7 protein-coding genes and 1 pseudogene are annotated in these 7,315 nt (G+C 64.4%); 3 read left to right on the top strand and 5 right to left on the bottom strand.

Annotation, left to right across the window (positions count from 1 at the left end; translation table 11 throughout):
• Nucleotides 1-514, top strand: a pseudogene (locus PRZ01_RS15120) (hypothetical protein); the annotation flags it as partial.
• 260 nt (nucleotides 515-774) lie between these two features.
• Here PRZ01_RS15120 and PRZ01_RS15115 read toward each other — a convergent pair.
• Nucleotides 775-1,476 (bottom strand): pentapeptide repeat-containing protein, encoded by a 702-nt coding sequence (locus tag PRZ01_RS15115; RefSeq protein ID WP_273597628.1) that lies wholly within the window; start codon nucleotides 1,474-1,476, stop codon nucleotides 775-777.
• A gap of 214 nt (nucleotides 1,477-1,690) precedes the next feature.
• Here PRZ01_RS15115 and PRZ01_RS15110 point away from each other — a divergent pair, with 214 nt between their 5' ends.
• Complete coding sequence (locus PRZ01_RS15110) at nucleotides 1,691-3,325, top strand: energy transducer TonB (RefSeq protein WP_273597627.1); 1,635 nt, start codon at nucleotides 1,691-1,693, stop codon at nucleotides 3,323-3,325.
• Between the two features lie 43 nt (nucleotides 3,326-3,368).
• Here the strand turns inward: PRZ01_RS15110 and PRZ01_RS15105 are convergent, their stop codons facing one another.
• Nucleotides 3,369-3,791 (bottom strand): MerR family transcriptional regulator, encoded by a 423-nt coding sequence (locus PRZ01_RS15105; RefSeq protein WP_273597626.1) that lies wholly within the window; start codon nucleotides 3,789-3,791, stop codon nucleotides 3,369-3,371.
• Nucleotides 3,792-3,878: 87 nt separating this feature from the next.
• On the opposite strand from PRZ01_RS15105, the gene PRZ01_RS15100 reads away from it, so the two are divergent.
• Entirely contained in the window at nucleotides 3,879-4,973 is a 1,095-nt protein-coding gene (locus tag PRZ01_RS15100; RefSeq protein WP_273597625.1) for an MBL fold metallo-hydrolase, read from the top strand.
• On the opposite strand, the gene PRZ01_RS15095 is transcribed toward PRZ01_RS15100, so the two are convergent.
• From PRZ01_RS15095 to gmhB, 3 genes are read right to left on the bottom strand one after another with little or no spacing between them, the layout of a single operon-like run.
• Nucleotides 4,960-5,835, bottom strand: coding sequence for a M48 family metallopeptidase (locus PRZ01_RS15095; protein WP_273597624.1), 876 nt, complete (start codon nucleotides 5,833-5,835; stop codon nucleotides 4,960-4,962). The two genes, PRZ01_RS15100 and PRZ01_RS15095, sit on opposite strands and share 14 nt — an antisense overlap.
• A 29-nt stretch (nucleotides 5,836-5,864) precedes the next feature.
• A complete protein-coding gene (locus tag PRZ01_RS15090) occupies nucleotides 5,865-6,641 on the bottom strand; it encodes a lysophospholipid acyltransferase family protein (RefSeq protein ID WP_273597636.1) in 777 nt (258 codons plus the stop codon).
• Nucleotides 6,641-7,297, bottom strand: a complete 657-nt coding sequence (gmhB, locus tag PRZ01_RS15085; RefSeq protein WP_273597623.1) for a D-glycero-beta-D-manno-heptose 1,7-bisphosphate 7-phosphatase — start codon at nucleotides 7,295-7,297, stop codon at nucleotides 6,641-6,643. The genes PRZ01_RS15090 and gmhB overlap by 1 nt, the downstream gene beginning before the upstream one ends.
• Between the last annotated feature and the right edge of the window lie 18 nt (nucleotides 7,298-7,315).

The raw sequence follows: 7,315 nt of genomic DNA, 5'->3' as shown, positions 1-7,315 counted from the left end.
CGGGGATCTGGAATTGCGGCTGCGCCGCCTGGTCCGCCGTAGCGGTGGGTTTTGTCTTGCTTGGCATTCATGCTCCTTGTCGACATGCTATGCCTCACACACAAAATTTCTGACAGGCTCCCGCTTGGGCTCTCACGATTTACTGGGCCTCGGCACAGCCACTGACATCGCCGAGGCCGAATTGAATACGCAGCCTACAGCAGTCAGCCTTTTCCGCATGATCGAGGTCCTGCGCGAATGGCGCCAGGACACTCAAAGCAAGATTGAACCCTTCGCCGCAGCCATGCAGACGCGGGGCGCGCTAACCGATGTGCAAGCCACGCAGATCGCCACGGCCTATTGCGCTCAACGTGCCGATCTGCGCGCCTACTACCGAATGTTCATCTGTTGGCAGGACACTCTGCCTGCACTTGCACTACAGCGGAAGCTGCGGCGGGGGCTCGGGTTGATTGAGGAGGTTGAATCGTACTCATTGCAGATTCTGGCCGTTCTAGACCGCCGAACCGGTCGTTGAAATGGCACACCACACGGCCATGCAAGGAGTGAACCCAAGGCAATTTGTCCCCGTCCCTTCATGCCGTTCGGGGCTGTCACCGGCACAAGGCCCGCCCAGGTGACACACGCCCAAGTAGACCCAATGCCGTCTGTTTGGACTTGTGCTTTTGCCGCCATAAACTTCTCTTCCTATTCTTGTGGGCACCGCATACCTCTGCCCTCGCCCTCGCCCTCGCCCTCGCCCTTGCGCATGCTGCGCATATCGCACGCGCAAAGCGCTCACATCACGCGCACGCCCAAACCGCTGACCAAGGCGGCCGCCTGCTCGAAAGAGATCGTGGCGCCTTTGAAGAACTGCGCCAGATTGGCGATCTTCAAACCACTCAGATCAACCGAGCGCAGGTCCGCGCCATTGAACTGTGCATTCTTCAAGTTAGCGTCGCGCAGGCTGCCGCCCTCGAACACCGCATCACGAAAATCGCAGCCGCCCAAATCAGCCTCAGACAAGTCCAGGCGCTGGACTTTTTGCTTGCGAAAAGAGATGCCCCGCAAATCTGCACCCACCATCAGCGAGTCATGAAAACTCAGCCCCAAGGTGTGGGCGCCGCCAAAATCTGCGCCCGTGAGTTTGACCTCGCTGAACTGAGTGGAGGCCAGACGGCTGCGCGCCCACCGGGTGTTGTTCAGGTCGCAATGACTGAACTGCGCGTCCGTCAAATCCGCCAAATGGAAATTGGCCTGGCCCGCCTTGCAAGACACCCAGCGCGTGTCCACCAGGCTGCATTTCTCGAACACGGTCTCCACAAAACGGCAGGCTGAAAACTGCAGCCCACGCAAGTTCAACCGGCTCAGGTCCGCCCCCTCAAAATCACAACGCTCAAAGTGCAAAGCCGGCACCGGCCCGGCGAGCAAAGCCTGCAGATCGCCGCGCTGCAGGCTTTGATCGGAGATGAGTTGAGGGGAGGAGGCAGAAGCTGTCATGCGGGCGGTGAAGAATCAGGAAGGCAGGGGTGCAAGCGAGGTGGGTCAAGGATTCTGCCAGGGTCGCCGAGCCCCCTGCGCCGGGCAGTGTCTATGGGAGAATTGATCGAATGCGAGTGAAGGATGTCTCCGGGGTGTTGCGGCATGGCCATGGCGGGCGACTTGGGCACGGTGTGTGCTCCGGCTCGAGGCCCAGGCTTGCGGAGCCGTGTACTTGAACTCAGCCGGCGACAACGCGGGAGGAACGCTGCCCACCACGGCCCTGCTGCGGTGGCGCGCGGCCCCGCCCAACGAGCGCCGCGGTGCCAGCATGGCGCTGCTGACCTCGCTGCTCGTTCACGCGCTGCTGCTGAGCCTGGGCTTCGGCGCGGCCAAGTCGGGGCTCCCCGGCCTTGACTTTCCCTGGCAAGACCGGCGCGCCCAGGTACCCGACTTGCGGGTGGCGCTGCAGGCCCCTCCCCCTCCGCCGGCCCTGCAAACCGCGCCTATTCAAGCCACAGAACAACTGGGCGAACCACCTGAGGTGAACACCCCACCGCCACCGCCCCCCGAACCCGGCGCGATGACCGTGGCCCCAGCAGCCCCACCGGCGGCTGGCCCAATCACGCCCCAGCTCGCAGCGCCAGCAGTGGCGGCGGCAGTGGCACCTCCCGTCGAACCCCTCGCGCACCCCATCGCCGCCCTCGAAACAAATCCTGCGCCCCGCGTGATCGCGCTGGATCGCGCAGAGACTGCCAAGCTGCGGCTGCCCCCGCCGCCGGTGGTGCCGCCCTTGCCAACGCCCTTGCCGCCACTCGCCGCGGCGCCCAGTGCATCGACGCCTGAGCGGCCAAACCCTGCCGCCGAGGAAACGCGGGCGCAGGAAGCGGCCCAGAAACTGGCGGAACAAGTCGAAGCGGCCCGCAAGGAGGCCGCCCGTCAAGAAGCCCTTCAGCAACAAGCGTCACAGCAGGAGAAGACACGCCAGGAGCTGGCAAAGGCCGAAATGGTGCGGGCCGAACTGGCAAAGGCCGATCAGGCGAAGGCCGAGACTGCGCGTATTGAAGCTGCCCGTATCGAGGCCGAGCGCTTGGAGGCGGCGCGCCAAGCCACCGCCCGCCAGCAAGCGGCACGCGCCGAAGCCGAACGACTGGAGGCCAACCGCCAAGCTGCGGCCCGGCAGGAGGCGCAGCGGGCGGAAGCGGCTCGTGCTGAGGCCGTGCGGGCGGAGGCCGCTCGAGCAGAGGCCGCACGGGCGGACGCGGCGCGGGCCGAAGCCGCCCGCCAAGCTGCGGCAACTGCAACTGCAACTGCAACTGCAACTGCAACTGCAACGGCAACGGCCGCCGCCGCAACAGCAGCACAGCAAGAGGCGGCAGCCCAGGAGGCCCGGCGCGAGGCCTCCCGCCGGGCGATGGGCCGGCAGCTGGATGAAGAGGCCGCCAAGCGTGACGCGGCCGCGCTCGCGGCCCGCGAAACCCCCGCGCTTTCAAACAAGCTGCCGCCCACCACCAGCTTGGCGCGGCGGGGCCGACTGTGGGGCCGCACCGACCCCGATGCCGAGCTGGTGCTGTATGCCGAAGCCTGGGCGCGCAAGATTCAACTGAACATGACCTTCGAGACCGTGCGTGAGGCGGTCAGGAAGCCGCACACCCGGCCCATGGTGACCGTGGCGATACGAAGCGATGGCTCAGTCGAGTCAGTCAACTTTGCAGTCTCCAGCGGCGTGCCTGAGATCGACGCCGCCATCCGCCAGGTTGTGCAAAGCCAAGCGCCCTACCCGCCGTTTCAACCGGCATTGGCGCGTGAGTTCGATGTGATAGAAATCCGCCGGACCTGGAGCTTCGACATGGCCATTCGGCTGTATTGAAGCCCGCTGGCCGGACTGGCGGGCCAGTTGTTGCGCCGCGAGCCTAACGCCCTGCCTGCGCGTCAGCCAGCAGGCTTTCGCAGCGCTCTTCGTGTTGAGCGATCTCCGCCAGGGTGATGGCGATGTCGTCAAGCTGCTGCTGCAACTGGCGGCGGTGCTGCTGTAGCACCGCCAAAAAGGCTTTCAACTGCGAGGCGGTGTCGGTGTCCGAGTCGTACATGTCGACCAACTGCTTGATCTCTTGCAGCGACAGGCCCAGGCGCTTGCCGCGCAGGGTCAGCTTGAGGCGCGTGCGGTCGCGGTGCGTGTAGATGCGGTTACGCCCGGCCCGGGTGGGCTCCAGCAGGCCCATGTCTTCGTAGAAACGGATGGCGCGCGGCGTGATGTCGAACTCCGCCGCCAGTTCGGTGATGGTGAACAAACGGCCTTGTGCCTCGGCGACAGAAGTTGAAGCGCTGGAAGTCATGGGGCGGGTGGCTAAACTGGCGAACGTTGACGTTAACGTAAAGGGCAGTTTAACTGCCCCACCGACTGACAGGCATCAAGGGTAAACATGGCCAACTCACGCGAATCTGAATTGCACTACCCCCTGGGCGACGCCCTGCCCACCCCGGGCGGCACGCTCGACATTGCACCCGGCGTGCGTTGGGTGCGCATGGGCCTGCCTTTTGCGCTCGATCACATCAACCTCTGGCTGTTGCGCGACGAGATCGATGGGCCCGACGGCGCGGTGCAAGGCTGGACCATCGTGGACTGCGGCGTGGCCAATGCAGCCACTCAAGCCTTGTGGGAGCAGGTGTTTGCCACCCAGCTGGACGGCTTGCCCGTGCTGCGGGTGATCGTCACCCACTTCCACCCCGACCACATCGGCCTGGCGGCATGGTTGACCGAACGATGGAGCACCGACGGTCGCGACTGCCGCTTGTGGATCAGCGCCACCGACTTCAACCTCGCGCGCCTGGCCAGCGGCTCAACGGTGGGCATGGGCGGGCACGCGGCGGCAGACTTCTTTGCCAGCCACGGTTTGACGGACGAAGAGTCACTCGAAAAAATTCGCGCCCGCGCCAGCTACTACCCCAGCATGGTGCCCAGCGTGCCCACGCGCTACCGGCGCCTGATGCACGGCATGACGCTGAAAATCGGCGGACACGACTGGACCTGCATCGTGGGCTACGGCCATGCGCCTGAGCACATGAGCTTGCACTGCCCGGCGCTTCGCCTGCTGATCTCGGGCGATATGGTGCTGCCGCGCATTTCCACCAATGTGAGCGTGGTGGATGTCGAGCCGGAAGCCGACCCGCTGAGCCTGTATCTGCAGTCGATCCGCGAGATGCTGAACTTGCCTGCCGACACCCTGGTGTTGCCGGCCCACGGCAAACCATTCACCGGCCTGCACGCGCGCGTGGACCAGTTGCTGGCCCACCATGACGAGCGCTTGGCCGAGGTTGCACAAGCCTGTGCCGCCAAGCCCTGCCACGCCGCTGAGTTGCTGGACTTGCTCTTCAAGCGCAAGCTCGACCTGCACCAAACCACGTTTGCGATGGGCGAGTCCGTGGCCCATCTGCATGCGCTGTGGTTGCGCGGTGCGCTCACGCGCACGCAAGGGGCTGACGGCATCTACCGCTTCAGCCGGCTCATTCCGCAATGATGGATTCTTGCCGCAGCTGACCGCGCGCCTGCTCAAAATCAGGCACCACGGAGCGCACCACCGCCCAAAACCGGGCGCTGTGATTCATCTCGCGCAAATGCGCCAACTCGTGCGCCACCACGTAGTCGATGATGGCCGGGGTGAAGTGAATCAGGCGCCAGTTCAGGCGAATCGAACCGTCTGCGCTGGCACTGCCCCAGCGCGTCTGCGCCGAGCTCAAGCGCAGCGACTTCATCTGCACGCCCAAAGCGGCAGCAAAGTGCTGGCAGCGGGGCTCGAACCAAGCCCGTGCCCGGCGCTGCAACCAGGCCTGAACGACATCGCGCACCTGCTCCTGCGTAGCCGCCGGCGGCAAACCGACGGTCAAAATGCCTTGCGCTTCATCGAAGCGCGCGCCCGATTGGCTGGCGTCCAGGCGCAGCTGCAGGGCCCGCCCCAGATACGACAGGCTGGCGCCGTCCCGCCACTCGATACGCGCCTCTTGCACGCGGCGGGCACGCTCACGTTGCTCAACGAGTTTGCGCAAGATCCAGTCTGATTTCAACAGCAGGGCGCGCTCGATATCGGCTTGCGGCACCCAACGCGGCGCGCTCACGCGCAAGCCGTCAGCCCCCACCACAAAACCGATGCTGCGGCGCCGCGCCCGCTTCAACTCATACACCACACGATGCTCGCCCAGGCACATCTCGCGCTGCGTTTTGGGCGCAACGGTGTGCGGCGTCTCAGGGGCCAGGACTGGCGGCAACTGCTTGGGCGTCAGTTTGGGCGGCATTTGAGAATCCCGCGGCGGCGTGAGCACCGTCTCCGGGCCAAACAAGCTCAGCTGGGCCTCTTGCAGAAGGTGAGCGAGGCGCTTGCGCATGGTGGCCGGATGATCTCGATTCAGGCAATTCAGGTGGCGGAGGCGGCCCGCTTCGGCGCGTACACGTCGGGGTCGATGCGGCGCATCTCGGCCTCGATCCAGGCCTCCACTTCATTCATCAATTCGGCCGGCTGCCGCCCCACGGAGGGAATCTGTTGGCCGATGGAAATATCCACCACCCCAGGGCGCAGCAAAAAGCTCTTGCGCGGCCAGCAGCGTGCGGCCGCCGCAGCGATCGGCACCACCGGCACGCCGGTTTCCACAGCCAGGCGGGTACCGCCAGTTTTGTACTCGCCCTTTTCACCGCGTGCGATACGGGTGCCTTCCGGGAACATGATGACCCAATGGCCCATGGCCGCGAGGCGCTTGCCTTGTTCGGCCACGCGACTCCAGGCTTGCGCCCGCTTGCTGCGGTCGATATGGATCATGTCCATGCGCGCCATGGCCCAGCCGAAAAAGGGCACATACAGCAACTCACGTTTGAACACATAGGCCAAGGGGTGAGACATCAGCGAGGGGTAGGCAAAAGTCTCCCAGGTGCTTTGGTGCTTGGACAACAAAATCACCGCCGAGCGGCTGTCCGCCTGCGTGGGCAGGTTCTCCATGCCCTGAATGCGCCAACGTATGCCGCAGATATAACGCGCCCCGTAGATCGCCACGCGCAACCATGCTGCGCACGCCCAATACACCGTGTTGCCGCGCGCAAACACCGAAATCAACAACACCGCCAAGGCCCACGGAATGACGGTCACGATGAGGAACAGGACAAACAAAAACGAGCGCAGTGCAGCAATCAAGGTGGCAATCAATTCAACTCTCCGGGGCCGCTGTCGATGACTTGGGTTTCACCGCGCGCATCGGCTTTGATGCGGCGATCTTGTTGGATCAGGCTTTCAGCAAAAGCGCTGAGACTGTCGTGGATACGGGTACCAGGTACCTGCGCCGCGATGGCCGCGAAGGTGGCCTCATCCCGCGTGCCCAGACGCTCGCTGCGCACCAGATGCGGAATACAGCCCGCCGCCTGCGCCGTCTGCAAATCACCCAGGCTCGCCCCAACCATGTGGACGGTGGACAGGTCCACGCCAAAGCGTTCGCCGATCTGGTGAACCAGGCCCGGCAGCGGCTTGCGGCAGGCGCATTCTTCTTCAGGCGTGTGCGGGCAGAAGAAGGCGGCAGCGAGCCGCCCGCCTTTTTCCGCCAGCATCTGATTGAGCCGGATGTGAATGGCGTTGAGCGACGCCATGTCCAGCAAGCCCCGCCCGATGCCCGGCTGATTGGTCGCCATCACCGTGTGCCAACCCGCATGGTTGAGCCGCGCCACGGCCTCAAGCGCACCCGGCAAGGGCTGCAACTCTTCAATGGCCTTGACGTGGTCTTCACGGTATTGGTTGATCGTCCCGTCACGTCCCATGATGACCAGCTTCATAGGGTGATTGGTGTTGTGATCAGAACGAACGGGCATGGTCAGCTCAATTCTTTC

The organism is Roseateles koreensis, from assembly GCF_028595305.1.
GTDB lineage: Bacteria > Pseudomonadota > Gammaproteobacteria > Burkholderiales > Burkholderiaceae_C > Paucibacter_A > Paucibacter_A koreensis.
This window is presented reverse-complemented; position numbering and strand designations above follow the sequence as displayed.